This is a genomic window from Comamonas sp. MYb21 (assembly GCF_037479395.1).
Lineage (GTDB): Bacteria > Pseudomonadota > Gammaproteobacteria > Burkholderiales > Burkholderiaceae_C > Comamonas.
In genome coordinates this window covers 207,328-232,678 of record NZ_JBBGZC010000004.1, presented here as the reverse complement: position 1 = coordinate 232,678, position 25,351 = coordinate 207,328, and the positions used below count along the sequence as shown (strand labels likewise).

At 62.6% G+C, this 25,351-nt stretch carries 25 protein-coding genes and 1 pseudogene; 8 read left to right on the top strand and 18 right to left on the bottom strand.

Annotated elements, in window-relative coordinates; all coding sequences use genetic code 11:
• Nucleotides 1-158: 158 nt before the first annotated feature.
• Nucleotides 159-980, top strand: a complete 822-nt coding sequence (locus WH367_RS07765) for a heparan-alpha-glucosaminide N-acetyltransferase (protein ID WP_021028387.1) — start codon at nt 159-161, stop codon at nt 978-980.
• Between the two features lie 22 nt (nt 981-1,002).
• Here WH367_RS07765 and WH367_RS07760 read toward each other — a convergent pair whose 3' ends face one another.
• Nucleotides 1,003-2,100 carry a site-specific integrase gene (locus WH367_RS07760; protein ID WP_339535282.1) on the bottom strand — a complete coding sequence of 366 codons (1,098 nt, stop codon included), beginning with the start codon at nt 2,098-2,100 and terminating at the stop codon, nt 1,003-1,005.
• Nucleotides 2,101-2,227: 127 nt separating this feature from the next.
• Between WH367_RS07760 and WH367_RS07755 the strand changes: the two genes are divergently transcribed.
• Nucleotides 2,228-3,313 carry a DNA-binding protein gene (locus tag WH367_RS07755; RefSeq protein ID WP_339535280.1) on the top strand — a complete coding sequence of 362 codons (1,086 nt, stop codon included), beginning with the start codon at nt 2,228-2,230 and terminating at the stop codon, nt 3,311-3,313.
• A gap of 84 nt (nt 3,314-3,397) precedes the next feature.
• Here the strand turns inward: WH367_RS07755 and WH367_RS07750 are convergent, their stop codons facing one another.
• Nucleotides 3,398-3,844 (bottom strand): ribonuclease HI family protein, encoded by a 447-nt coding sequence (locus WH367_RS07750; RefSeq protein ID WP_339535279.1) that lies wholly within the window; start codon nt 3,842-3,844, stop codon nt 3,398-3,400.
• A gap of 221 nt (nt 3,845-4,065) precedes the next feature.
• Here WH367_RS07750 and WH367_RS07745 point away from each other — a divergent pair, with 221 nt between their 5' ends.
• From WH367_RS07745 to phnX, 5 genes are all read left to right on the top strand, one after another.
• On the top strand, nt 4,066-5,100 hold the full coding sequence (locus tag WH367_RS07745) for a putative 2-aminoethylphosphonate ABC transporter substrate-binding protein (protein WP_133858870.1): 1,035 nt from the start codon (nt 4,066-4,068) through the stop codon (nt 5,098-5,100).
• Nucleotides 5,101-5,246: 146 nt separating this feature from the next.
• A complete protein-coding gene (locus tag WH367_RS07740) occupies nt 5,247-6,341 on the top strand; it encodes a putative 2-aminoethylphosphonate ABC transporter ATP-binding protein (RefSeq protein ID WP_339535421.1) in 1,095 nt (364 codons plus the stop codon).
• A gap of 81 nt (nt 6,342-6,422) precedes the next feature.
• On the top strand, nt 6,423-8,144 hold the full coding sequence (locus WH367_RS07735) for a putative 2-aminoethylphosphonate ABC transporter permease subunit (RefSeq protein WP_339535277.1): 1,722 nt from the start codon (nt 6,423-6,425) through the stop codon (nt 8,142-8,144).
• Between the two features lie 44 nt (nt 8,145-8,188).
• Complete coding sequence (locus WH367_RS07730) at nt 8,189-9,322, top strand: TIGR03364 family FAD-dependent oxidoreductase (RefSeq protein WP_339535276.1); 1,134 nt, start codon at nt 8,189-8,191, stop codon at nt 9,320-9,322.
• Nucleotides 9,323-9,410: 88 nt separating this feature from the next.
• Nucleotides 9,411-10,247 carry a phosphonoacetaldehyde hydrolase gene (gene phnX / locus WH367_RS07725; protein ID WP_339535274.1) on the top strand — a complete coding sequence of 279 codons (837 nt, stop codon included), beginning with the start codon at nt 9,411-9,413 and terminating at the stop codon, nt 10,245-10,247.
• Between the two features lie 101 nt (nt 10,248-10,348).
• On the opposite strand, the gene ggt is transcribed toward phnX, so the two are convergent.
• The 15 genes and pseudogenes from ggt to WH367_RS07650 form a co-directional block, all read right to left on the bottom strand.
• On the bottom strand, nt 10,349-12,349 hold the full coding sequence (ggt, locus tag WH367_RS07720) for a gamma-glutamyltransferase (RefSeq protein WP_339535272.1): 2,001 nt from the start codon (nt 12,347-12,349) through the stop codon (nt 10,349-10,351).
• Between the two features lie 274 nt (nt 12,350-12,623).
• Nucleotides 12,624-12,884 (bottom strand): hypothetical protein, encoded by a 261-nt coding sequence (locus WH367_RS07715; protein ID WP_339535270.1) that lies wholly within the window; start codon nt 12,882-12,884, stop codon nt 12,624-12,626.
• A gap of 79 nt (nt 12,885-12,963) precedes the next feature.
• Nucleotides 12,964-13,488, bottom strand: a complete 525-nt coding sequence (locus tag WH367_RS07710) for a hypothetical protein (protein ID WP_339535268.1) — start codon at nt 13,486-13,488, stop codon at nt 12,964-12,966.
• Nucleotides 13,489-13,611: 123 nt separating this feature from the next.
• A complete protein-coding gene (locus WH367_RS07705) occupies nt 13,612-13,761 on the bottom strand; it encodes a hypothetical protein (protein WP_339535429.1) in 150 nt (49 codons plus the stop codon).
• Between the two features lie 67 nt (nt 13,762-13,828).
• A pseudogene (locus tag WH367_RS24365) lies at nt 13,829-13,915 on the bottom strand (tripartite tricarboxylate transporter substrate-binding protein); the annotation flags it as partial.
• A gap of 34 nt (nt 13,916-13,949) precedes the next feature.
• The gene (locus WH367_RS07695) at nt 13,950-14,900 is read right to left on the bottom strand and encodes a 2-hydroxyacid dehydrogenase (RefSeq protein WP_339535266.1); all 951 of its coding nucleotides are present in this window, start codon (nt 14,898-14,900) and stop codon (nt 13,950-13,952) included.
• A gap of 75 nt (nt 14,901-14,975) precedes the next feature.
• Nucleotides 14,976-15,656, bottom strand: a complete 681-nt coding sequence (locus WH367_RS07690) for an amino acid ABC transporter permease (RefSeq protein WP_339535264.1) — start codon at nt 15,654-15,656, stop codon at nt 14,976-14,978.
• Nucleotides 15,657-15,666: 10 nt separating this feature from the next.
• Nucleotides 15,667-16,350: an amino acid ABC transporter permease gene (locus tag WH367_RS07685; RefSeq protein WP_339535262.1), complete on the bottom strand. Its 684-nt coding sequence runs from the start codon at nt 16,348-16,350 to the stop codon at nt 15,667-15,669.
• Entirely contained in the window at nt 16,347-17,144 is a 798-nt protein-coding gene (locus tag WH367_RS07680; protein WP_339535260.1) for an amino acid ABC transporter ATP-binding protein, read from the bottom strand. The genes WH367_RS07685 and WH367_RS07680 overlap by 4 nt, the downstream gene beginning before the upstream one ends.
• 40 nt (nt 17,145-17,184) lie before the next feature.
• Nucleotides 17,185-18,039 carry a transporter substrate-binding domain-containing protein gene (locus tag WH367_RS07675; protein WP_312988632.1) on the bottom strand — a complete coding sequence of 285 codons (855 nt, stop codon included), beginning with the start codon at nt 18,037-18,039 and terminating at the stop codon, nt 17,185-17,187.
• Nucleotides 18,040-18,206: 167 nt separating this feature from the next.
• Nucleotides 18,207-19,679 carry a dihydropyrimidinase gene (hydA, locus tag WH367_RS07670; RefSeq protein ID WP_339535257.1) on the bottom strand — a complete coding sequence of 491 codons (1,473 nt, stop codon included), beginning with the start codon at nt 19,677-19,679 and terminating at the stop codon, nt 18,207-18,209.
• Between the two features lie 147 nt (nt 19,680-19,826).
• Complete coding sequence (locus WH367_RS07665; RefSeq protein WP_339535255.1) at nt 19,827-20,246, bottom strand: VOC family protein; 420 nt, start codon at nt 20,244-20,246, stop codon at nt 19,827-19,829.
• Nucleotides 20,247-20,337: 91 nt separating this feature from the next.
• Nucleotides 20,338-21,372 carry a threonine/serine dehydratase gene (locus WH367_RS07660; protein WP_339535253.1) on the bottom strand — a complete coding sequence of 345 codons (1,035 nt, stop codon included), beginning with the start codon at nt 21,370-21,372 and terminating at the stop codon, nt 20,338-20,340.
• On the bottom strand, nt 21,372-22,385 hold the full coding sequence (locus WH367_RS07655; RefSeq protein ID WP_339535251.1) for an N-carbamoyl-D-amino-acid hydrolase: 1,014 nt from the start codon (nt 22,383-22,385) through the stop codon (nt 21,372-21,374). Before WH367_RS07655 ends, WH367_RS07660 begins: the two co-directional genes overlap by 1 nt.
• Before the next feature lie 148 nt (nt 22,386-22,533).
• Nucleotides 22,534-23,202: an aspartate/glutamate racemase family protein gene (locus WH367_RS07650; protein ID WP_339535249.1), complete on the bottom strand. Its 669-nt coding sequence runs from the start codon at nt 23,200-23,202 to the stop codon at nt 22,534-22,536.
• Between the two features lie 178 nt (nt 23,203-23,380).
• On the opposite strand from WH367_RS07650, the gene WH367_RS07645 reads away from it, so the two are divergent.
• On the top strand, nt 23,381-24,325 hold the full coding sequence (locus tag WH367_RS07645) for a LysR family transcriptional regulator (RefSeq protein WP_339535247.1): 945 nt from the start codon (nt 23,381-23,383) through the stop codon (nt 24,323-24,325).
• A gap of 93 nt (nt 24,326-24,418) precedes the next feature.
• On the opposite strand, the gene dkgB is transcribed toward WH367_RS07645, so the two are convergent.
• Nucleotides 24,419-25,222 carry a 2,5-didehydrogluconate reductase DkgB gene (gene dkgB, locus WH367_RS07640; RefSeq protein WP_339535245.1) on the bottom strand — a complete coding sequence of 268 codons (804 nt, stop codon included), beginning with the start codon at nt 25,220-25,222 and terminating at the stop codon, nt 24,419-24,421.
• Between the last annotated feature and the right edge of the window lie 129 nt (nt 25,223-25,351).

The window sequence follows — 25,351 nt, the reverse complement described above, 5'->3', positions numbered from 1 at the left end:
CTCCGACCATTATTTAAAAGCCTGTTGCATGCAAATGCGACAGGCTTTTTCATATTGGAATCTTTGAAAACGGTGGCTGGGTTTGCTGCTTGCCAACAACGCCAGGCAGCAGCTGCGGTGCAGATGTGGCACGATAGCGCAGCCTCCGTGTTTGATCTATGCCCACCCAGTTCCACCCTGTCACCTACGCCGATTCAAAGCCCCGCGCGCCGCGCGATCGCTGGGACCACTTGGATGTGCTGCGAGGCCTGGCAATGGTCTGGATGACGGTCTTCCACCTCTGCTTTGATCTGAGCCATCTGCAGCTGTGGCGCCAGGATTTCTACCACAACCCCGTCTGGACCTGGCAGCGCAGCGCCATTGTCAGCCTGTTCCTGCTGTGCGCAGGCCTGGCCCAAGCCGCAGCCCAGAGCAAGCAGACCAGCGCCACCCGGTTTTACCGGCGCTGGGCGCAGGTGGCAGGTTGTGCACTGCTGGTCAGCGCCGGCTCCTACCTGGTGTTTCCCAACAGCTTTATCTACTTTGGCGTGCTCCATGGCATGGCGGTGATGCTGTTGCTGCTGCGCCTGCTGCAGGGCTGCAGCAACCGCCTGCTGTTGTGCCTGGCGATAGTTTGCATGCTCGCGCCAGGCCTCTACCACTATGCGGCCAGCAGCTTGCCTACCGCGCTCGTCGAGTGGCTCAACACCAAGCCGCTTAGCCCCTTGGGCTTGGTGACGCGCAAACCCGCCACCGAGGATTTTGTTCCGATCCTGCCCTGGCTGGGTGTGATGCTGTTGGGCTTGGGTATTGGCCGCCAGCAGATGGCCAAGCCCGGTGCCTGGCTGCCGGGCTACCTGGCGCGGCCTGCCCAAAGCTGGGCCAGCCGCAGCCTCGCCTGGCTGGGGCGCCACAGCCTGCCTTACTACATGCTGCACCAGCTGGTGCTGCTGGGCGGTTTGATGCTGCTGGTGCTGTTGCTGCCTACCGCACTGGATTGATCCAAAGCACTGCGCTGCAGGCTCAGTCCGCCTGCGGGTCATCAAGCAGACGCGCTGCCTTATTCGCCAGCGGTGCCTCGGCGCGGAAATAGCCCAGCACCGTCGCCGCACTCTGGTGGCCGGTCATTGCCATCGTGTCGGCCAGCGCCATGTTCTGCCGGCCCGCTTCGGTCACAAAGCCCGAGCGCAGCGAGTGCGCAGAAAAATCCCCCTCAACGCCCGCCAGTGCGCAGCGCTCCTTGACGATGTTGTTGACCGACAGCGCGCTCAGTGCCGCGTCGCCCACCTGGCCGTTCTTGAACACGCGTCTAAATATCGCGCCCTCGCGGATGCCCGAGGCCTCTAGCCACTGGGCCAGCGCTGCGCCGGCGACGCCAACGACGGGCTTGAAGTTCTCTGGCCGGGCGGAACCGCTCTGGTTGGTTTTGGACAGGCGCAGGTCATAGAGATACTGGCCCGGGCCCATGGCCTGCAGCCATTCCATGCGCGCGTCCGCCACCTCTGATCTCCGGCGTCCACCACTGGCCCAGGCAAACAGCAGCAAGGCGCGGTCACGCCGGCCTTTCAAGCTGTCATCACAGGTGGCCAGCAGCTGCTCCAGCAAGGGGCGGGTGAGGGCGGCCTTTTTCTGCTCCAGCATGCCCCGGCGCGCATAGGCCTTGCGCAGGTGCTGCAGCGCCTCGCGTACCTCGGCGCTGTGGCAGGGGTTGGGCAGCGCCTGGTGGCTGTGCGCCTTGGAGAGCACCGCAATCCGGTGCACCAGGGTGGAATGCGCCAACGCCCCCCGTTTTCCCTTGAAGCCTTGTTGCACCAGCTGCGCATCCAGCGCTGGCGGCAGGCCGGACTGCGCGCCTTGCGCGCCCAGGTGCTCACTGTGGTCAGCCACAAACTGCAGCACCACATTGGCCGGCAAGGGCAGGGTAATGGCCTGGCCATAACGCAACCAGTACCAGGCTGCCCAGTAGCGCAACGCGCTTTGGTAGCTGTTGGTGGTGTTTTCGGATGCAGCTTCCAGCCGCAAGGCATGTAAAGCGTCTTGCGCCGATGCGGACAGCAGCTCCGGCTGCAGTGGCGCGGCGCCATGCGGTGCAGCGGGCAGCAAATCCGTATCTACCGGCATAGGAAGTGGAATGTAAGACTTCATATTGATTAAATATTACATGCTATGTATGATACATTACATGAAACAAGCATATTACTTGCGATAACAATCTCTTATCGATAGTAATCGGAAAAGGGTTCAAAAAATGGAAATTTCGCGTGCCACGCGCAGCGTGCAAAAAGAAGATGTCTGGCAGGCGGCCGATGCGCTGCTGCTGGAGGGCAAACGGCCAACGATTGAGCGGGTGCGCCAGAAGATCGGCCGCGGCTCGCCCAATACGGTAAGCCCCATGCTGGAGGCCTGGTTTGCCACCTTGGGGCCGCGCCTGGGGGCGGGAGGAGGGGGCAGCGCCCTCAATAGCGAGCCTGATAGCGCTGCTGGCAACGGCTTGCCGCCCGTGCTGGTGCAGGCGCTGCAGCAAGTCTGGGAGCAGGTGCAAGCGCAGGCGGCGCAAGCGGCAGATGCGCTGTTGGAGCCCGTGCGCGAAGATCTGCAGGCGCAGCAGCAAGCGCTGGATGAGGCCCAGCAAGCCCTGGCGCAAGAGCGCAGCCTGATGGCCCAGCAACGCGCCGCCACCGAGCAGGCGCTCGCCGTGGCCCATGCCCAGATCAAGATGCAAAGCGGGCGCCTGGCTGACTTGGAGCAGGCCGGCCGGCAAAAGGACCAGTTTGCGGCCACCCAGCAGCAGCGCCTGCAGGCGCTGGAGCAGGAGCTGTTTGCGAACCGCAAGGCCCGCGATGAGGCCGACCTGGCCCATGCCGAGCAGCTGCGCGAGCTGCAGCACAGAACCCAGCTGCAGCAGCACAGGGCATTGAAAGAGCTCGACCGCGCACGCCAGGACACCAAGCAGGCGATGGCAGCCCAGCGCACCGAGCAAGAAAAGCTGGCCAAGCTCGAAGCCCAATGGCAGCAAGACCGCCAGACCCTGCAGGGCCAGCGTGAGCAGCAAACCGCGCAGCTGCAGCAGGCGCAGGCCCAGGCGCAGCAGCTCCAGCACCAGCTGCAGAGCGCGCAGGCAGCCCATGCGCAGGCGATGGCGCTCCAAAGCCACCAGCATGAGACTGCGCTGGCCCAGCTGCGGCTGGAGCAGGCCCAAGCGGGCAGGGCAGGGGATGCTGTCGCCGCAGCAGACACTGGGGCAGGCAACGGCCGCCGCTCCATGCGCAGCGTGGCGCCAGCGGCCCGGCCTCTGCGCAGGCTGCCGGGCTCGCGCCTGCGCGGAAAAAACTAGGCCGTCTGCGCTGCGGGTCTCGCCTCAGGCGAGCGTCAACCAGATAAATCCAGACTAGGCCAGATAAAACACCATCAGGCCCGATCAGGCCATGCTGGTCATCGCTGCTGCATCTACCGCATCGTCTGCCGGTGCCGCTTCACCGCGCGCCAAGGCATCGGCTACGGTGTTTTTGTGGCGCGGCACCCAGCGCACCTCCAGCTGCACAAAGCTGGCACGCAGCGCGCGGGCCTGTTCATACAGCGCGGCAAGGCGAGCGATGGGTTTTGCGGCGGGCTCTGCCATTTGCGCGGCCAGAATGCTGCTGTCGGTGTGCAGCAGCACCTCGCGTGCGCCCATGCCTTGCAGCCAGGTGAGGGCGTGGATCGCCGCTACAGCCTCGGCCTCGTTGTTGCAGCCGGTATGGCCCAGTGCCTGGCTAAAGCGGTGGCTCGCCCCATCGGGCGCATAGGCAATGCCGCCAATGCGCATGCGCCCCGGGTTGGGCAGGGCGCTGCCGTCGATATAGGCGATCCAGGTGGCTGATGTCATGCGAGCAGCATAAAGTGGCGCCCAATCCAGCGCAGGGCCACTGGGAATGTCGGCCTTCAGGCGCAGGATGGCAGGCCACTGTAGCGCCTGCGATACAGCCCAAATACCTCGTCAATATGACGAGCGCCTGTGTCATCCAAGCTTCGCCAATCCGCCATGCCATTGTCACAAAGGCTTCCGATACTCCATCGATCCTATTAACCCAGGCGAGAGAGTACGCAATGAAGAACTGGAAAAAGCTGGTGGCTGCAGCTGCCGCCATGGCAGCAACGGGCCTGGTGTATGCCCAAAAGACGGAACTGACGGTCTACACGGCGCTCGAGATGGACCAGCTCAAGGCTTATGAGACGGCCTTCAACAAGAACCACCCCAACATCGCGCTGAAGTGGGTGCGTGACTCCACCGGCGTCATCACCGCCAAGCTGCTGGCCGAAAAAGCCAACCCCAAGGCCGATGTGATCATGGGCGTGGCGGCATCGAGCCTGGCGATTTTCGACAAGAACGACATGCTGCAAGCCTATGCGCCCAAGGGTCTGGAGGCGATCACCGCCAAGTACCGCGACAGCAAGAACCCACCCCACTGGGTTGGTATGGACGTGTTTGGCGCCACCATCTGCTTCAACACCGTCGAAGCCAAGAAGCGCAACATCCCCATGCCCACCAGCTGGCAAGACCTGACCAAGCCCGAGTTCAAGGGCCAGGTGGTGATGCCCAACCCCGCCTCGAGCGGCACTGGCTACTTTGATGTCGCTGCCTGGCTGCAGCTGTTTGGCGACGACAACGGCAACGGCGGCGGCTGGAAGTACATGGATGCACTGCACGAGAACATTGCGCAGTACACCCACTCGGGCTCCAAGCCCTGCAACATGGCCGCCCAGGGCGAGTATGTCGCCGGTATCTCGTTTGAATACCGTGCGCACGCCAACAAGGCCAAGGGTGCACCCATCGAGCTGGTGTTCCCCAAGGAAGGCCTGGGCTGGGATCTGGAAGGCATCAGCATCTACAAGGGCACCAAGCACGCCGATGCCGCCCAAAAGCTGGTGGACTGGGCGGTGAGCAAGGAGGCGATGGAGCTGTACGGCAAGAACTTTGCCGTTACCGCCATGCCCGGCGTTGCACCCAAGCTGGCCAATATTCCTGCCGACTATGAGTCGCGCCTGATTCCGCTGGACTTCTCCAAGATGGCCGACAGCCGCGAGCGCGTGCTGGCCGAATGGACCAAGCGTTACGACGCCAAGAGCGAGGCCAAGAAGTGAGTGACAGGGAGACAGCGCGTTTGCCAGTAGCGCAGGGCCAGGCGGCGCAGGCCACACAGGCTGCGTCCGTGCGCGATACCTCGTATGCATTCGAGTCCGCCGAGCAGGGCTTGCGCCGTGGCAACGAAGAGGGCGGCCCGCCCTTTTTGGAGATTCGCCATCTGCACAAGTCCTACGGCAGCTTTACCGCCTTGCAGTCGATCAACCTGCAGATTCGCCGTGGCGAGCTGGTATGTTTTCTGGGCCCCTCGGGCTGCGGCAAGACCACCTTGCTGCGTGCGATTGCCGGGCTCGAAGCCCAGACCAGCGGCGAGATCTGGCAGGACGGCAAGAACATCTCCCAACTGCCTGCTTCGCAGCGGGACTACGGGATCGTCTTCCAGTCCTATGCGCTGTTTCCCAATCTGACGGTGGCTGACAACGTGGCCTATGGCCTCGTCAGCCAGCGCCAACCCAAGGCCCTGGTGACCCAGAAGGTGCAAAGCCTGCTGGACACCGTGGGCCTGTCGGTGAGCGGGGGCAAGTACCCGGCCCAGCTGTCGGGTGGCCAACAGCAGCGCGTGGCCCTGGCCCGTGCGCTGGCGATGTCGCCCGGCCTGCTGCTGCTCGATGAGCCGCTGTCCGCCCTGGATGCCACCGTGCGCGTGCACCTGCGCAACGAGATTCGGGCGCTGCAGCAGCGCCTGTATGTCACCACCATCATGGTCACGCATGACCAGGAAGAGGCGATGGCCATGGCCGATCGCGTCGTGGTGATGAACCATGGCGTGGTCGAGCAGGTGGGCACGCCCCGCGACATCTACCAACGCCCGGCCACCCCGTTTGTGGCGGAGTTCATCGGCAAGGCCAACAAGCTGCAGGCCCTGGCCGCCGGCAATGGCGGCATCTCCTTGGCAGGCCACAAGCTGTACTGCCCGCAGGCGCCGCGCATGAGCCCCGGCGAAAGCCTGCATGTCTACCTGCGGCCCGAAGACTGCAGCGTGCATGACTGCACGGCCATGCCGCCCATCGGCAGCGCGCCTGCACCCAATGGCGCGCCGGTGCTCACCGGTGTCGTCGAGCAGCTGGAGTTTCTCGGAGCGTTGTGCATCGTCCATGTCGATGTGCAGCGCCTGCCCGAGCGCCATGTGCAGCTGCAGCTGAGCCCGGCGCAGTGCCTGCAGCTCGACATCCAGGTGGGGCGCTGGTTGCAGTTTTCCATCCATGCGCAGCAGTTGAAGATTTTTGCCCAGGCCGCCTGAGCCCGGCCGTTGCCCTGGCAAGCGCCGGGGCAGGGGCCGCTCGCGGCCATGTCCCCGGTCACGGGGCCTTACCGACACACTATGACCTCATCCGTTTCAGCGCCCGCAGCGCTCCCCCGCCATACCGGCCTGCATGCAGCGCCCAGTGACCGCATCGCGCAACTGGCGCTGGTCGCCATCACCGCGCTGCTGCTGCTTGGCCTGTTGGCACCGCTGGCCGCCTTGCTGGGCCAGGCCTTTGCGCCCACCTCGGGCGACGAGGGCTCAGCCTTCATGCGCTTTGTGCGCTATTTCCAGTCGCCCGCGCTGCTGGGAAGCCTCTGGAACAGCCTCTGGGTATCGCTGGTGGTCACCGCCCTGGTCATCCCGCTCGCCTTTGGCTTTGCCTATGCCATCACGCGCTCGGGCATCCGCGCCAAGGGCCTGCTGCGCAGCATCAGCCTGCTGCCCTTGCTGGCCCCGTCGCTGCTGTCTGCCATCTCGCTGATCTACTGGTTTGGCAATCAGGGCGTGCTCAAGTCCGTTCTCAATGCGCTGGGGTTTGACACCATCTACGGCGCGCCCGGCATTGTGCTGGCCCAGTGCTTTGCCACCTTTCCGCATGCGCTGATGATCCTGATCACCGCACTGGCCCTGGGCGACCAGCGCCTCTACGAGGCCGCCACCGCGCTGGGGGCCAGCCGCACACGCCAGTTCTTGACCGTCACCTTGCCGGCGGCGCGCTACGGCGTGGTCTCGGCCGCACTGGTGGTGTTTACCTTGGTGATCACCGATTTCGGTATCCCCAAGGTGATCGGCGGCAATTTCAACATGCTCGCCACCGATGTGTTCAAGCTGGTGATCGGCCAGCAGGATTTCCAGCGTGGCGCCGTCGTCGCTTTGCTGCTGCTGCTGCCCGCCGTCATCACCTATGCGATTGACCGCCAGGTGCAGAAAAAGCAGACCGCGGTGCTGACCGCGCGCGCCGTGGTGCTGCAGCCCAGCCGCCATGCCGCCACCGACCGCTTTTGCAGCCTGCTGTGCTGGACGCTGGCCGCGCTGATGCTGGCCATGTTCGGCATGGCCATCTTTGCATCGCTGGTGCAGTTCTGGCCCTACCAACTGGACCTGACCCTGAGCCACTACACCAGCGGCCTGGTCGATGCCGGTGTCGATACCGCCGTCTTCAACAGCCTGACCATGGCCGCGAGCGCTGCGGTGGCCGGGCCCATCGTGGTCTTCATGGGCGCCTATCTGCTGGAAAAAACCAAGGGCATGCCCGCGCTGCGCCCGGTGCTGCGCATGCTGGCCATGCTGCCCATGGCCGTGCCCGGCCTGGTGCTGGGCCTGGGCTATATCTTCTTTTTCAACGCCCCTGGCAACCCGCTGAACTTTTTGTACCAGACCATGCCCTTGATGGTGCTGTGCACGGTGATGCACTACTACACCACCGGCCACATGACCCTGGTGACGGCGCTCAAGTCGATCGATGGCGAGTTTGAATCGGTCAGCGCCTCGCTCAAGGTGCCGTTCTACCGCACCTTGTGGAAGGTGACCCTGCCGATGTGCCTGCCGGCCTTGCTGGAGGTCTCGCGCTACTTCTTTGTGGCCGCGATGACCACGATCTCAGCCGTCGTCTTCCTCTACTCGCCAGAAACCCGCCTGGGCGCCGTTGCGATCCTGAACCTGGATGAGGCCGGCGACATGGCCGCCGCCGCTGCGATGGCGGTGATGATTGCCGCGATCAGCTGCGTGGTGACCGTGCTCTACCAGGCGCTGGGCTGGTGGTTGAACAAGCGCACGCAGGCTTGGCGCAAGCGCTGATCGTGTGGATGGACAAGATGATTTGAGAACCAGGAAAGACAGGAATGACGGTGGGAAGCACTAGTTTTGATGTGATTGTGGTGGGTGCAGGCATTGTGGGCCTCGCCCATGCCTATGAGGCGGCACGCCGGGGCCTTACGGTCTGCGTGGTCGACCGGGATGCCGCCTGCGTGAGCGCGTCGATCCGCAATTTTGGCTTTGTGACGGTGACCGGCCAGGGGGCCGGGGACACCTGGCGCCGCGCCCGCCATGCGCGCGACGTCTGGGCCGAGCTTGCGCCCAAGGCCGGTATAACGGTGCAGCACCAGGGCCTGAACCTGGTGGCGACACGCGACAAGGCGCTGGATGTGTTGCAGGCCTTTATGCGCACCGAGATGGCCCAGAGTGTGAATTGCGCACTATGGAGCCCCGAAGAGGCCGCCCGCCACGCGCCCGAGCTGCGGCTAGACCAGGCCAAGGCCGTGTTGCACAGCCCCATTGACCTGCGGGTGGAATCGCGCGACGCGATCGCCCAGCTGACGCGCTGGCTGGCCGAGCAGATGCAAGTCACCTTCCGCTTTGGCGAAGCGGTGTTGGAGGTGGCCACGCCCCAGGTGGTGACAGCCAAGGGCCAGCTGCACGCCGAGCGCGTGGTGGTCTGCACCAATGCCGACATCCATGGCCTTTACAGCGAGCTGTTTGCCAAACACCAGGTGCAGCTGTGCCAGCTGCAGATGCTGCGCGTACAGCCCGCTGGCAATCTGCGCCTGAACGCATCGGTGATGGGCGACCTGAGCCTGGTGCGCTACCACGGCTACAGCAAGCTGCCCGAGGCGCGCGCCTTGCTCGAGCAACTGCAGCAGGAAGAGGGCGAAAGCCTTGCCCATGGCATCCACCTGATCGCCGTGCAAAGCGCTGACGGCAGCCTGGTGGTCGGCGATTCGCACCACTATGGCGCCTCCGTCCAGCCCTTTGCGCAGGACGAGGTTGATGCGCTGATGCTGCGCCATATGCGCGAAGCATTGAACATTGGCGACTACCGCGTCACCGAGCGCTGGGTGGGCATTTACCCCTCCGCCCCACAGACCGACTGCTTTATCGAGGCGCCGGACGCCGCCACCCGCGTGGCGATCGTCACCAGCGGAACGGGGGCCAGCACCGGTTTTGGCGTGGCCCATGACACCTTTGCTGATTGGTAAAGGCAGACACCACCCGCTGAACGACCCATCTTCTATATATAGACATACCCCGACTTGGCCCTGGCCGGGCCAAGGGGCAGAGGACACCATGACGAATTTTCACAACCCCCAACGCGTACAAGCCGTTGTTTTTGACTGGGCCGGCACGATTGTCGACTTTGGCTCACGCGCGCCGATGGGCGCCTTTGTGCAGCTGTTCAAGGATTTCGGCATCGAGATCAGCATTGCCCAGGCCCGGGGCCCAATGGGTTCTGCCAAATGGGACCATATTGCAGCGCTGTGCCAGCTGCCCGAGGTGGCAGCGCAGTGGGAGCGCCGCTATGGCAAGCCGGTGGCCAACAGCGATATCGACCATCTCTACGAGGTGTTCACGCCGATGAACGCCCGCGTGGTCGGTGATTTTGCCGACTTTATCCCTGGCGCGTTGGAAGTGGTCAACCGCCTGCGGCTCGACGGCATCAAGATCGGCAGCACCACCGGCTACAACCGCCCAATCATGGATGTGCTCGAACCCATCGCCGCCCGCGCCGGCTACGCGCCAGACAACATCGTCTGCGCCGGCGACCTGGCCGCTGGCCGCCCCAGCCCCTTGATGATGTACCGCTGTTTTGCCGATCTGGGTGTCTGGCCTGCCTCGACCGTGGTCAAGGTGGACGACACCGGCGTCGGCATTGCCGAAGGGCTGAATGCCGGTTGCTGGACGGTTGGTGTGGCAGTCAGCGGCAATGCCAATGGCCTGTCCTTGCCCGAATGGCAGGCGCTCGGCTCGGACGCGCAAGCAGAGATACGCAGCACCGCCAGCGAACAGCTGCGCAGCGCCGGCGCCCATTTTGTGATCGACAGCGTGGCCGACCTGCTGCCGGTGATCGAGCAGATCAACCAGCACCTGCAGCGCCAGGAGCTGCCCGCCCAGGCTGCTGCTTGATGCGCTAAACAGATAAGCGCCAAGAGCAGGGGGCCAACCAGCAAAAAAGCCGCTGCAGGCATCAACCCGCAGCGGCTCTTTGACGTTGCTGAAACCGAGGCTTACTTGGCCTTGTAGGTATCGCCCAGCACCACACCTTCACGGCGTGGATCTGCGCCACCGCTCAGGCGGGCTTCGCCTGCCGCATTGGCGGTACGGATAACCGTGCCCACACCGCTGGATTGCGCATTGACCGACACGGTGTGGCCCATGGCGCGCAGTGCCAGCACCAACGGATCGTTGTCACCGCTGTTGGTGGCATTGATGTTGGGGTGCTCACCGCCCAGGTTGGTGGTGCGGCTGTTGGAGGCGCCAAAGTTCACCAGGTTGGTGGCTTGCTGCGCATCCAGGCCCCAGTCCAGCGCGCCGACCAGGGTCTTGGTCACGAACTGGATGATGGTGGCGCCGCCAGGCGAGCCGGTGGCCATCTTGAAAGCGCCAGGTTGGCCGTCCGCCGTGGCGTCAAACACCAGCGTAGGCGCCATCGAGCTGCGTGGGCGCTTGCCCGCTTCCACCTTGTTGGCGATCGGCAGGCCATCGGCCGAGACCGGTGCTGCCGAGAAGTCGGTCAGCTGGTTGTTCAGCACAAAGCCCTGGGTCATGTGGTAGGAGCCCATGCCCGCTTCCACCGTCGTAGTCATGCTGACCACGTTGCCCTTGCCGTCGACGATGGTCATGTGCGTGGTACCCGCTTCGGTCACCTTGCCCACGCCCAGACGGGTGTTGCCAAACTGGCCGGCGGTCGCGGTGCCCATGCTTTGGGTGGTAGAGATCAGCGCGGCGCGCGACTTCAGGTAGCTCTTGTCCAGCAAGGTGCTGTAGAGCGGGCCGGGCAGGGGGGTGAAATCGGTGTCGGCCACATACATGTCGCGGTCGGCGTAGGCCATGCGCTCGGCTTCGCTCACCAGGTGCACGCCCATGGCAGTCGGCTTGCCGCCTTCCAGATCCAGCGCGGTGGGCTTGTGGGGGGCCAGGTCAAAATTCTCCAGCACACCCATGGCCTGCGCCACGGCAATACCGCCGGACGAGGGTGGTGGCATGCCGCAGATCACGTACTTGGCGCGGTAGGTGGTGCAGACGGCATCGCGCTTCTTGGCCTGGTAGCCAGCCAGGTCAGCCATCGTGGTCACGCCAGGGGTGATAGGCGCGCCTGTGGTCACGTTCTGGGTCACGGCGATCTTGTCGACAATGCCTTGTGCGACCGATCCGGTATAGAACGCATCCGCACCGCCGGTCGCCATCTTGGTCAACGTAGCTGCGTAAGCGGGGTTCTTGAAGGTCTCACCCAGGCCCTTGGTCGAGCCGTCGGCGTTGAAATACAGGGCCAGCGCATCGGCATCGGCCTGCAGCGCGGTCTTGGCACCGGCCAGCGCATCGGACATGCGGCCGCTGATCTTGAAGCCATTGGTGGCCAGGTCGATACCCGGCTGGATCAGGTCCTTCCAGGGCTTGGCGCCGTGGTCCTTGTGGGCCAGGTCCAGCATGCGCACGGCGCCAGGCGTGCCGATGGAGCGGCCGCTGGCACGGGCGCTGGGCAGCGGCGTGGTCTGCGTGCCGCTGTCGATGTAGCGCAGGTAATCTGGGGTCGCGGCCGCAGGGGCGGTTTCGCGGCCGTCATAGGCCGTCACTTTTTTGGTCGCAGCATCGTAGTACAGCATGAAGGCGCCGCCGCCAATACCGCTGGACTGGGGCTCCACCAGACCCAGCACCATCTGCACGGCCACCGCTGCATCCACCGCCGAGCCACCAGACTTCAGCACCTCACAGCCGGCCTTGGAGGCCAGAGGATTGGCCGTCACCACCATGTACTTATGGCCCTCGACCACTTTCTTGCCAGTGCGGTAGCCCGAAGCCAGCTCAGGGAACGAAGGATCGCCCGGCAGACCGGAGCCCACCACTACCGATCCGTCCGACGTACCAGCTTCGCAAGCCGTGCTCACCAGATCGTCTTGGTCGTTATGGCTGGAGCCGCCGCAGGCGGTCATCGCCAGCGCGACGATCGCCGCCAATGCCGCCATGCTGTAGCGCGCAGGTACGGCGCCCAGCGATTTTTCGTTTTTCATATAACTTTTCCTTGGATCAATTGACAGGAAATTGTCTTAGCAAAACGAATCATCGAAAGGCTGTATAAGCCGTGGTTAACCCTCGGTTTGGCAACAAATTGACCGCCTTGCCCAGGCGGAGCCGGTGAGAGGTTCCTGGTTCGGTGCTGGTCTGTCGGCTAGGCAGAAATGTTACTTAACATAATATACATCGTATCAATTATCTAAGTAAGGGTTGGCAGCCTTCTTGGCTGCAATGCTTGCATGGCCACCTGGCCCGCGCCGCGTCGGTCAATCAGCGCTCCGGCCGTATGTCCACACCTGACTTGTCATCCTTCACCAACACCCAGCGATAACCTGCCGGTGCCACCGGCGGCTGCGCTGTTTGCATCAACCTGCGGCGGTCGCCCAGGTTTGAGGCATTGATACCGTTCTTGATCGCTGCCTTCAACAGCTCATAACCGACCCATAACGAGATAACAGTAGTGATCAACGACCAGAAAAGCATCCAAGCGAGCTGTCGGTCTATCTCCATCTGCAGTCTTGCCCAATCCATGGCCGTTCCTCCTGACGCGCAGTGTAGCTGCGTGCGGGTCTGAAACCCTTCAGCGCATGCAAGCGCTGTAACAGGAACCTCAGCACCCCGCCCGAAACTGCTGGTCCCGCGCACTTTGCCGTTCCTCTCGGATCCATTCCATCTTGCGCGCGGTACCGCCAACTCTGGCGGCGGAATCCAGATATTCCACCCTTTGCTTGAATTCCTCGCAACGCGCTTCGTTGGATCGTCCGCTGCCAGGCGAAGCCGAATGGTAGTGATGACGGGCCTGGCTAGTTCGGCGAGCATCGTCCGCCCGTTTTCGTTGGGCGATGGCCATTTGGGTCTTCCAGTCCATATTGCTCGGCACTCTGACGCTCTCGACCAGGTCCCATCGCTCCTGGGAACAAGGCCGGTCGATCCACCACAGCTCGGTTTTGTCGGGTCGTTTACAGAGGTAGATCAGCTGGGTCAGCGGTCCATCCGGGTTGCTGACTGCGGGCGTGACGTCAATGGTTTTCGCATTTTTGCAGGGCTCGGAGCTATAGCTATTGCCGCAGCGGTAGACCTCTTGGGCACTGGCTGAGCCTGCCAGCAGCAGGCCCAGGGCCATCAGAAATCGCATACATTTCCTTACGTATTCTCTGCGCGAATCCTAGCGGCTGGTTCTGCTTCCAGCATTGAAAAAGGCCTGCATACGGGCAGGCCTTTGGTGGTGGGTGAGGTCGTCACCGTATCAGCGCCCTCCTCAGTTGGCCTTGATACCAAAGCGCTTGATGATGTCGCCATAGACCTGGGTCTCACGGCGCATCTTCTCGGCAAACTGGGCCGATGGCATGGCGACCAAGTCGGTGCCTTGGGCGGCAAGCCGTTGGCGGGTATCGCAGCGTCTTGCCACGCAACGCGTGGCCTGGCCACCAGGATATTGGGCGACTGTGAAATGAGCACCACCGGTACAAAGCTATCAACACTGTATAGCCATCCGCCTGCGCCCTGGTCACGACCTCGGCACCGAGCAGGCCGCCCGCCCCTCCCCTGTTCTCGACGACCATGAACAGGTGATGTCAGCCGCCCCGACTTGAGTTTTTAGCGGATTGGAAAGGAGCTCTTAGCGTACAAACTGGCTAAACGCTGCAAAGTCAGCGCAATGATTTCCGCATGGGCTTCGACCGTAAAGCCGCCACGGTGCGGCTGCAGCAAGGTGTTGGGACTTTGAATCAGGCTGTCTGGCACCTGCGGTTCGTGCTCAAACACATCGAGGGCAGCTCCGGCAATCTGGCCTGCGGCCAGCGCTTGGGACAGCGCTTGCTCATCGACCACGCTGCCACGGCCCACATTGATGACATAACCCTGAGGGCCCAAGGCGCTCAGGATGCCGGCATTGACCAGATGCTGTGTCGCACTGCCACCGGGCAAGGCTAAAAACAGAAAATCCACCGCAGAGGCCAGGCTTTGTAGATCGGCATGGTGCGTGTAAGGCAGTGCTTCCACCGGGCGGCGCGAGAAGTAGCTGATGGGCATGTCGAAGGCAAGCAAGCGATTGGCAATCGCCTGGCCAATCGCGCCCATGCCGGCGATGCCCACGCGCTGGCCAGCCAGGCGGCGCACCGGTTGTCGGTCAGCGCCCCATTGCAGCGCACGCACCTCGCGGTCGGCAAAATGGATGCGCCGGGCCATCGAAATCATCATGCCAATCGCAAGCTCAGCCACGTCCACCGCATTGACGCCTGCGCCTGTCAGCACCTGAATGCCACGCGCCTGTGCAGCGGCCAAATCCACGCACTCTGTGCCCGCGCCCAGGTTCAAAATGAGTTCGAGCTGGGGCAGTTGGTCCATCAAGGCCGCATCAATTGCATGGCCGCCGCTGGTACATACCAGGGCGCGAATGCGCGGCACGTGCGGTGCGAGTTGGTCCATAAAGTCCGGTGCACTGTGCAAGACCAAAGGCAGAAAGCTGTCAGGCAAGCTGGCACTGAGGTCCTGGGCGAGCCAGGGGCCGAGAATGGGCAAAGGGATGGGGGTAGCGTGCAGGGTCATGGGGCGTGCGCAATGAAAATGGATCAATGAAGCTGCCATTGAAGCCGTTCAATGGCAGGCCTGCTAGTGCGTCTATCAGTGGCTGAGCATGGCGAGCTTGCGGTTCTCCAGGCGCGCCAGCCAGCGTGTCAGCGGCCACAACAAGGCCAGGTAGAGCAGCGCGGCCAGCACCACGGGCGAGGGGTTGTAGACCAGCGACTGCACATCGCGGGCGTTGCGCAGCAATTCCGGAATCCCGACCACGCTGGCAATCGCGGTGAGCTTGACCACCTCAATGCAGTTGCCCAGCAAATCGGCCTGCACATGGCGCGTGGCCTGCGGCAAGATCACCCAGCGCAGCGCTTGCAAACGGCTCAGACCCGTCGAGCGGGCCGCTTCCATCTGACCTTTGGGAATGGCCTCGATGCCGGCGCGAAACACCTCGGCAAAGTAGCTGGAGTTGTTCAGCGTAAAGGCCAGCATCACGGCAATCAGCTTGGGCACATCGCCGATGACAAAAGGCAGGCCAAAGTAGAGAAAAATCAGCAAGACCAGCGGCGGAAAGGCGCGAAAGAAATCGATATAGGCAATGATGCTCCAGCGCAGGCTGCGGCGGCTCGATTGCGTCTGGCCCAGGGCCAGCAGCAAGCCTGCCGCTGCACCCAGCGGAATCACCAGCACCGAGAGCCAGATCGTCGTCCAAAAACCTTGCAGCAGATACGGCAGCGCCTGCTGGAAGACCTCGAGGTTGAAGAAGTTTTGTAAGAAAATTTCCATGGCTTGGCACTTACGCGGTGGTTTTGGTTTTGTGCTCCAGCCAGCGCGAGAAAATCACGATCGGCAAGAACACCAACAGGTAGAGAAATGCCCCAATCGTCAGCGGTGTGGGGTTGCCCGCCACGGCCGATGCGGCCTGCGCATTGCTCAGAATTTCCCCCAGGGCAACGATCGAGCCCAGTGCGGTGTTCTTGGTCGTCGAGATCACGCGGTTGGTCAGCGGCGGTACCGCGCGGCGCAGCGCCTGGGGCAAGACCACCCAGCGCATCGCCTGCCACCACGACAGGCCGGTGGAGCGCGCCGCCTCGGTCTGGCCTTTGGGCAGCGAGGCCATCGCCGACCAGATGCTTTCTTGCGCATAAGCGGCCAGCACCATCGACAGGCTGACCCAGGTCGCAGCAAAGGCCGATAACTCCAGCCCCAGGGTCGGCAGGCCAAAGTACAGCAGGATGAGCACCACCAGCGGTGGCAGCGAGCGCATCACGTCCGAGAAGATCACAGTGGCTGCCGTCAGCCAGCGCAGCTGCAATGCGCGGCCAATCGCCATGGCCAGCCCCAGTGCCAGACCGGTGATGACGACCGCTATGCCGACCCCGATGGTGACCAGCATGCCACGCGCGATGTCGGCCCAGTATTCCTGCGCGATGGCCAGGTTGAAAAAGGTGAATAAAAAACCGCCACTGGACTCGCTCATAGGCTGCCACCTGCGCCAGTGGGTGCCTGCAATGCAGCGACTTTGACTCCATTCGTGCCATGCATGTAGCGGCCTACAAAGCTGCGGGTGCGCTCTTGCTGCGGGTTCTCAAAAATCTCAGCCGGAGTGCCCGCTTCGGCGACCACGCCGCCGTCCATGAAGATCACGCGGTCAGCCGCTGCGTGGGCAAACGCCATTTCATGGGTCACGACCAGCATGGTCATGCCTTCATCGCGCAGCGCGCGCATCACCTGCAGCACCTCGTCAACCAGCTCCGGATCCAGCGCGCTGGTGGGCTCGTCAAACAGCATCACCTGCGGCTTGAGTGCAATGCCGCGCGCGATGCCCACGCGCTGCTGCTGCCCGCCGGAGAGCTGGCTGGGAAACGCGCTCGCCTTGTGGGCCAGACCCACTTTGGCCAGCGCCTCCTGGGCAATGGTCTCGGCCTCGGCTTTGCTTTTTTTCTGCACCTGGCGCAGTGCCAGGGTGATGTTTCCCAGCACGTTCAGGTGGGGATACAGGTTGAAGTGCTGGAACACCATGCCGACGTTTTGGCGCACCTGGTTGACATCGACATCGGACCGCATGATGTCCTGGCCGTTGATGACCACCTGGCCGTCGCTGGGCTCTTCCAGCCGGTTGCAGCAGCGCAGCATGGTGCTTTTGCCAGAGCCAGAGGGTCCGATGACGCACACCAGCTCTGCCGGGTACACACGCAAGTTCACACCACGCAAGACGTCCAGCGAGCCGTAGGATTTGCGCAGTTCAACAAGTTCAAGAATGGGGGCGCTCATAGGTCCTCAGCACTTCAGGGTTATCACAGCCATCGCGTGCTTACGAGCACTTCGGCTTAACGGGGGTGGCGTCGTAGTTCTCGGTGCCGGGCACGCCGTGGCCTGGGCTGACGGTGCGCTCCACGCTGTTGGCCGCAGGTGAGTAGCCATACCATTTTTCTGCGAGCTTGGCGATCGTGCCATCGGCCTTCATGCACTTGAGCACGTTGCTGACCTGGTCACGGCCGGCCTTGTCGTCGAGGCGGAAGGGAATCGCCCAGACCAGCCCGGTCTTGATGGTGTAGCCCGCCTGCAGCGCAGGCGATTGTTTGACGGCCCAGCCCGCCACTGTGCTGCCGGTCAGGTTGTAGTCGGCACGCTTGGTCAAGACGGCCTGAATCGCATCCGCGTTGGAGCCGTAGACGAAGTACTTGAAGCCGTACTTGTCGGCGTTCTCTTTGGCCCAGGCGTCGTAGTTCGAGCCCTTGTTGACCGCCACGACCTTGTCTTTCAGCGCCTCCAGCGATTCCAGCGCGGCTGCGTTTTTGCGGCCCATGAAGGTGTAGTTTGTCTCGGTGTAGCCCTCGGTAAACAGCATGGCTTTGGCGCGTTCAGGCGTGACCGTCACAGGCGCGAGCAGAAACTCGTATTTGCCGCTGTTGAGACCCGGCACCAGGCCCGAGAATTCGGTTGCATCAATGCTGAGCTTGCGGCCCAGGCGCTTGGCGATTTCTTCGCCCATGTCGACGTTGAAGCCTTGCAGGCCGCCACCGATCTTGACCATGGCCTGCGGGGCAAAGGTGGGATCCAAGGCGGTTTTCAAAGGCGCAGCAGTTTGTGCCTGGGCGGCGCTGGTCAAAGCCAGTGCCAGTGTCAGCCAGGAGGCGCGAGCGAGGGTATGGGCAAGGTTGTTCATGGGCGGAGTTCGTTCATTCATGGATGAAAAGCCATCACTGGCTGGGCCTGAGTAGCTTGGGAGCTTGAGAAAATTATTGGGCGCATTGGCCAAGCTGTCGCCTGCCGTTTTATCGGTATGCCTTAACCTGTTGTTAAGGGCCCGCCAAAGTCGACGTCATCTGGCACTCAATACTGCTGCCAGGCCTTGCCTTTGAGCCCCAGCCATTGCGAGGCATCAGAGGGCTTGGGCTGCTGGGCTGCTTGCACAATGGGCTCGGGGCATTCGCAAGGCAGGAACTGGCCACGGCCACGCTGGGCCAGCAGCTGGGCGTTCTCGACCACCACCTCGCCACGGTTGATCACAGTAATGGGCCAGCCGTTGACCACACGACCCTCGTAAGGCGTGTAGCCAACCTGGTCGTGCAGGTCGCTCCAGCGCACGCTGCGCTGGGCTTGGGGGTCCCAAATCGCAATGTCGGCATCCAGGCCGATGGCAATATCGCCCTTGCGTTTTTGCAGGCCATACATGTATGCATGGTTGGTGGCAGTAAGACGCACAAATTCTTCGGGCGTGAGGCGGCCAGTCAGCAGGCCTTCGGAGAACAGCAGCGGCAAGCGCAGCTCCAGGCCGGGCACGCCATTGGCCATTTCCTTGAAGGTGGTGGCATCGCCCTTGGGCAGCTTGCCGCTTTCATCGAACTTGTAGGGCGCGTGGTCAGAGCTGTAGATGCCCAGGGTGCCGTCCAGCAGGCCTTGCCAGACCTTGTCTTGCGCGGCCTTGTCGCGCACCGGTGGGCTGCAGCAGAATTTTGCGCCTTCCAGACCCTCCTGGTCCATGTCTTCTGCGGTCAGGAACAGGTATTGCGGGCAGGTCTCGGCATGCACTTTGCTGCCCAGTTGCCGGGCACTGCGAATCACTTCAATCGCTTCGGGGCCTGAAATATGCACCAGCAAAATCGGCACATCGAGCAGATTGGCCAGCTGGATAGCACGCGAGCTGGCTTCGATTTCTGCAATCGCATCGTGGGCCACGCCGTGGAATTTGGGCGCCGTGAGGCCCTTGTCCAGCAGACGGCGGGCGATCCAGCGGATCACGTCGTGGTTCTCGGCATGCACCATGACCATCGCGCCTTCGCGGCCTGCGACTTCCAGCACATCCAGCATCTGGAAGTCGTCGATCTTGAGCTTGTCGTAGGTCATGTAGACCTTCAGCGAGGTGATGCCCTCTGCAATTGCACGTGGCAAATCCTGCTCCAGCATTTGCGGGGTGATTTCGGACAGGATCAGGTGAAAGCCGTAGTCGATCACCGCTTTCTCGGCCGCCAGCTTGGCGTAGGCAGCGACCATCTCGGGCACTTGCTGGCCTTTGTGCTGCGCAGCAAACGGGATCACGCAGGTCGTGCCGCCGAACGCGGCCGAGACCGTGGCGCTGTAGAAATCATCGGCACACATCACCCCGGAGCTGGATGCCTGTTCAATATGGGCGTGGCTGTCGATGCCACCGGGCATGACCCACAGGCCTTGTGCATCAATGTCACGCCGCCCTGCTGGCAGGTTCTCGCCGATGGCGGCAATGGTGCCGCCCTGAATGCCGATATCGGCCACAAAGGTGTTTTGGGAGGTGCTGATACGGCCGTTGCGGATGGTCAGATCAAACATGGCGTCGTTTCTTTCTCTAGCTAGGTTCACACATGCGCTGGTTGCAAGCGGGCTTCATGCCAACCTGCACCGGATTGGTGCTCAGCGCATTGGCTTTGGTGCGTGGAGCGGCTTTGGGGCAGTGTTTTTGGGAACCTCAATACATTCTTAGTGCGCGTAGATTTGCGCTTCCGAGCGGAAGCCTTTGACCTCGATTGGATTGCCAAACGGATCACGAAAGAACATGGTCCATTGCTCACCGGGCTCGCCCTCAAAGCGCACTTGGGGCGCGAGCACAAACTCCACGCCGGCGGCTTGCAGGCGATCGGCCATGGCGCGCCAGTCGGGGTAGAGCAAGATGATGCCGAAGTGCGGCATCGGCACCATGTGCTGGCCGACCTTGCCGGTGTTGGCCGTGGCAAAGGGCTCGCCCAGGTGCAAGGAGATTTGGTGGCCGAAGAAATCAAAATCGACCCAGGTGTCGGTGCTGCGGCCTTCGACGCAGCCGAGCACGCCACCGTAAAAGGCGCGGGCCTGGTCCAGGTCGCGGATGTTGAAGGCAAAGTGGAAAGCGGAAGGTAGATTCATGGTGCATGGACTCTGGAAATAGCTGGACGGTGCGGGCGCTGGCGAATGCATGGAACGCAAGAGCAGGCCCGCTCGGGATGTGGCGATGGCATCAAGCCAGGGCCTGGCTGAGCAAAGGCAGGTCGACATTGGCCCCTGACAGCACAACCACTGCACTTTGGCCCTCTAGCGGCAGCTTGCCTGCGAGCAAGGCTGCCAAGGCGACTGCGCCGCCGGGCTCGACCACCAAACGCAGGTCTTCGATCGCAAAGCGCATGGCGGCCAGCACCTCTGCGTCGCTGACGCTGACGGCCTGGCTCAGGCGCAGGCCATTGATCGCATAAGGCAGCTCGGCCGGTGTGACGGCCTGCAAGGCGTCGCAAATCGAATCGGCCGATTTGGGATTGCTCTGGCGCGTGCCACTGGCCAGTGAGCGCAGGGTGTCATCAAACGCAGCCGGTTCCACGGCGACGCGGCGGGTTTGCGGGCTCAAGGCGGCCAGGCTCAAATTGCAGCCCGCCATCAGGCCGCCACCGCCACAGGGAGCGGCAAACAGACTAAGTTGCGCCAGGTCATCGGCTGGCAAGTCCTGCAAGGCTTCGAGCGCGACCGTGCCTTGGGCGGCCAGCACTTCGGGAAAGTCGCCCGGCGGGATCAGGGTCGCGCCGGTCTCGGCCAGCAACTGCATGCCAATCTCCTCACGGCTTTGCGTCATGCGGTCGTAGTGCACCACGTTGGCGCCCTGCTCCAGCGCCTTTTTGACCTTGTTCTTGGGCGCATCCGCAGGCATCACAATCGTCGCCTGCACGCCCAGCGTGGCAGCGGCCCAGGCAATTGCCTGGCCGTGGTTGCCCGTAGAGTACGCAATCACGCCGTTGTGGCGCTGCGCTTGGCTGAGCGACAAGATCGCATTGAAGGCACCGCGCAGCTTGAAGGAGCCGGTGATTTGCAGGCATTCGGGCTTGAGCCAGATGCGTGCACCCGTGCGTTCGCTCAGGCTGCGCGAAAACAGCAAAGGCGTGCGGCGTATATAGGGTGCAATGCGCTCGGCGGCCAACTCAACATCGGCAAACGTGGGCACACGCATCGCGCCAAACAACGCATGCGCGATGCTGCTGGGCAGCTCGGCCAGGCTGGGCGCATTCATCAGTTCTGCTCCTGGGCGACGGCAGCGCCTTGGGGCTGCCAAACGGCAGGGGCTGTGCTGCCGGTCTGGTTGGTGAGGCGCTGGTAGGCTTCGAGGCGGCGGTGCTGCGCAAAGTTGAAGATGGTGGTGCGGCCCAGCTCGCACATCGCAAGGTTGCAGTCGGCCACGACCAGCTCGTCGTCCCAGCTGGTGGCCATCGCCATGATCTCGCCTTGCGGGTTGACGATGATCGAGTGGCCCATCAGCTCAAAGCCATCTTCATTGCCGGCCTTGGCCACGCCAACACCAAACGTGGCATTTTGGTAGCACCCGGCCTGGATCGACAACTGCGAGTGGAAGTTGCGCAGATGGTGGGCTTCAAAGCCACGGTTTTCCTGGTTCACGGCCGGGGTGTTGTAGCCCAGCATGACCAGTTCGACCTGCTGCAGACCCAGCTCACGCCAGGATTCTGGCCAGCGGCGGTCGTTGCAGATCAGCATGCCCATGTTGACGCCTTCCACCTCGCCCACCGGGGCGCGGGTGACCGGAAAGCCCAGGTTGCCCACTTCAAAATAGCGCTTCTCCAGGTGCTGCACCTTGCGGATGGTGGAGAACTCCTTGTGGCCGGGCAGGTGGACTTTGCGGTACTTCAAAATGACCTCACCCGACGGTGCAATCACCACCGAGGTGTTGAAGCGGCGCTTGCGCAGCACGCCGGTTTCATCGGCCTCATGGGCGATCTCGGCGTAACCCAGGTAACAGGTGATCCCGTAGCGCTTGATCGCATCGAACAGCGGCTGGGTGGCGGGCGATGGCAGGGTTTCTTCATACCAGTTGTCGGCTTGGTCGAGGTCTTCGACATACCAGCGCGGGAAGAAGGTCGTGAAGGCCAGCTCAGGGAACACCACCACATTGGCGCCGCGCTGGTAGGCGCGCTCCACGAGGCGCACCATGCGTGCAACGACCGAGTCACGGCCTTCGGCTTTTTGAATAGGGCCCAGCTGGGCGGCAGCCACGGTAATAAGACGCTTCATAGTTGTAGAACTCAAGTGCTAGGAAAACAAACAGGCCTGGTGTGACACGGCGGCGCAGCGCACGCCCAGGTCAAGCCATCAAAGTCAATCCAAGGGGAAAAAGGGTGCAAGGGCTTGTGCCCATGCCGCTAGGGTGGCGGGCAGAGGCCTACCAGCCCAGCCGCGCACGGCCCAAGGCCATCGCAGCAGCTGCTTGGGTGGGTTCGACCACCGGCACGCCAGTGGCTTCAGCCAGTGCATCGCGGTAAGAGGCCATGCCTGCACAGCCCATCACCAGCACGTTCGCGCCCTGCTCGCGCACCAGGCGCTGCCCCACCTCGACCATGCGCGAGAGCGTGCGTTCCTGGTCGGCCAATTCAGTCACGCCCAGGCCGATTGCAGCTTCGCCAGCAATGCGGCTGCTGATGCCCATCGCACCGTAGTTGCGCATATGGCGGGCAATCGAGGTTTCCAAAATCGCAATCACGCCCACCCGCTGGCCCATCGACAGGGCCGTCAGCATCGCGCACTCGCTGATGCCCAGCACCGGCACGCCACGCGGCTGCATGGCCTCGCGCACGGCGTACAGGCCGGGGTCGCTAAAGCAGGCAATCACCACCGCTGCGCAGTCATCCGGCAAGGCCAGGCAATGCTGCACCAGGGGCATGGCCACGCCATCGACATCCTGCTGGCTTTGCACGCCGGGCGGACCGCTTGGCAGCCAGTCACTGACGAAGCGCGGCCCTCCAGGCATGCGCAGCGGCGACAGCGCGGCATCAATACCTTGGGTGACCCTTAAGCTGCTGTTGGGGTTGACGACGTAAATGGCCGATGACATGAGCGCGCCTCGTACAAATTGGAATGACTGCAATTTACGAGTATTCGCGTGGCATAGAAATTGCTGAAATGTCGGTCTTGATTAACATGAGGTTAAGGCTTGCTGGTGGCGCCCTGCTCTGTGCAGTCTCCCAGCGCCTTGGCCGCTTTTGTAGTCACCTTGACTAGTAAGGACCACAATGGCCGCACTGAACTTGCGCCAGATTGAGGTATTCCGCGCCGTGATGAGCACCGGCAGCATTGCGGGCGCTTCGCAAATCCTGTTTGTCTCCCAGCCGGCCGTCAGCCGTCTGCTGGCCTACACCGAGCAGCGCATTGGTTTTGTTTTGTTTGAGCGCATCAAAGGGCGCTTGTTTGCCACGCCGGAGGCGCGCCGCCTGATTGGCGAGGTCGAGCAGGTCTACCAGTCGGTGCAGCGCGTCAACGACCTGGCAGGCGACCTGGCCAGGCACCGCACCGGCATTCTGAACCTGGTCTCGGGCCCCTCGATTGGACAAAGCTTTATTCCGCAGGCCGTCGCCAGTTTTCGCCAGCAGTTTCCCGATTGCAAGATGACTTTTGCCTGCCACGGCCACGAGCAGATTCGCGAACGCTTGCTGAACCACCAGGCCGATCTGGGCGTGATCAGCTCAGCGATCGAGCACCCCAATCTCGACATCACGCCGCTGTGCACCAACCGCCTGGTGTGCATCATGCCGGCCAACCACGCACTGTGCGAGAAAGAAGAAGTCACGCCCGAGGACTTGATGCAATGGCCCATGGTCGGCTACGGACACGACACGCCGATGGGTCGGCGGGTGACGGCTTACTGCCAGGATATGGAGCTGGAGCCCAACGAAGTGGTGGAAGTGGGCTCGCCGCAAAATGCGGGATCGATGGTCGAGATGGGTGTGGGCATTGCGCTGGTCGATGAATTCTCGGTGCGCAGCTGGCATGCCTCGCGACCCGTGATGGTGCGCCCCTTGAGGAATGCACCGGTATTGCAAACCAATTTGGTGCACCACAAATTCGAGCCCATGTCCCAGCTGGCCCAGCGCTTTATCGCCGAGTTGCGCCAGTTGGTTGAGCAATACGGCTTTGTGCTTGCGCGAGAGAGGGATATGGAACCGGTGGTAACCCCGTAGCAGGGGCCAGATCGCAGAACCATCCCGCCCTTGGACGCGGCGCGTTTGCTGCAAAGCGGCCAAGCGCCCATGCAGGCAAATGCGGCTACCGCCTCAATCCCAGATCGGAGCCAGTCCCTCAGGATTCACCTCACGGCCATTGCGCTCCAGCTGCGCGATGCGGGCCATGTCCTCGGCATCGAGCACCAGTTGCTGGGCGAGCAGGTTGCTGGCCAGGTTCTCGCGCTTGGTCGAAGACGGGATGACGGCGTAACCCAGTTGCAGCGCCCAGGCCAGGGCGACCTGGGCGACGGTGGCTTGGTGCTTGTTGGCGATCTCGGCCAGCAGCTGGTCCTTCAGCACCTTGCCGTAGGCCAGGGTCATGTACGAGGTCACGGCAATGCCTTGCTCCTGGAGGAAAGCGGTCAACTTGTGGCTTTGCAGGTAGGGGCTGAGCTCGATCTGGTTGGTGGCGATCTCCCCTGCTCCCACGGCGGCAATGGCCTGGCGGGTCAGGTCGATATTGAAGTTGGAAATACCGATCTGGCGGGTGAGGCCCAGGGCCTTGGCTTCGGCCAGCGCGGTCATGAACTCTTGCAATTCCACACCATTGCCGGGGGCGGGCCAGTGGATCAGGGTCAGGTCCACATAGTCGCTGCGCAGCTTTTTAAGGCTGTCCTTGAGGCTAGGGATCAGCTTGGCCTGGCTGTAGTTGTCGGTCCAGATCTTGGTGGTGACAAACAGCGCTTCGCGCGCAATTCCGCTGTCGGCCATAGCCTGGCCCACTTCGGCTTCGTTGCCGTAGATCTGCGCGGTATCGACCGCCCGGTAACCCAGCTCCAGCGCATTGCGCACGGAATCGACGACTACCTGCCCTTGCAGACGGAAAGTACCAACGCCAAATCGAGGAATAGACATAAAAAAACTCCTTGGGAAAAATACAGACAGAGAGGTACGGCAGACCTGCAGCGCTTGGATCAGCAACCAGGTCTTGATCGCATTGGCAGCCAGTTTGCGCTTTTCATCCTTGCAGATAAAGCCCTGGAT